The organism is Stenotrophomonas sp. GD03654 (assembly GCF_029845105.1).
Classification (GTDB): domain Bacteria; phylum Pseudomonadota; class Gammaproteobacteria; order Xanthomonadales; family Xanthomonadaceae; genus Stenotrophomonas; species Stenotrophomonas africana.
Map to the genome: position 1 here is coordinate 1 of NZ_JAOCLC010000148.1, position 583 is coordinate 583.

A 583-nucleotide genomic window follows, 5' to 3' on the forward strand; every position below is an offset into this window, starting at 1 on the left:
CACCGGGGCAACAGCGGCGGCGAGGGCAAGGGAGGCAAACAGTTTCTTCATGATGAACTCCTGGTTAATAGAAAAATGGAACGACATAGGGAAATCCAAGCGCGACCAGGACCAGCACGGCCACGATCCAGAAAATCAGCTTGTAGGTGGCGCGCACCTGCGGAATCGCGCAGACCTCACCTGGCTTGCATGCCTGCACGGGCCGGTAAATCCGCTTCCAGGCGAAGAACAGCGCCACTAGCGCCGCGCCGATGAACAACGGTCGATAGGGTTCCAGCACCGTCAGGTTGCCGATCCAAGCACCGGAGAAGCCCAGGGCGACCAGTACTAGCGGCCCCAGGCAGCAGGTCGATGCAAGAATGGCGGCCAGCCCGCCGGCGAAGAGCGCACCGCGCCCGTTTTGTGGTTCAGACATACGTTGGCCCTTTTGAATTTGGATTGGATAGCGTAACCTTACTTCCGTACTCATGTACGGAGTCAAGCGATATGGAAAATAATTTGGAAAACCTGACCATTGGCGTTTTTGCCAAGGCGGCCGGGGTCAACGTGGAGACAATCCGCTTCTATCAGCGCAAGGGCCTGT

2 protein-coding genes are annotated in these 583 nt (G+C 57.6%); one reads left to right on the top strand and one right to left on the bottom strand.

All coding sequences use genetic code 11. The annotated features are described in order from the left end of the window. Positions 1 to 64: 64 nt before the first annotated feature. Entirely contained in the window at positions 65 to 415 is a 351-nt protein-coding gene (locus tag N5J73_RS24175; protein ID WP_001294663.1) for a mercuric transport protein MerT, read from the bottom strand. A gap of 71 nt (positions 416 to 486) precedes the next feature. Here N5J73_RS24175 and N5J73_RS24180 point away from each other — a divergent pair. Next, on the top strand, positions 487 to 583 hold a 97-nt coding region (locus N5J73_RS24180), incomplete at its 3' end, for a MerR family DNA-binding transcriptional regulator (protein WP_153070525.1).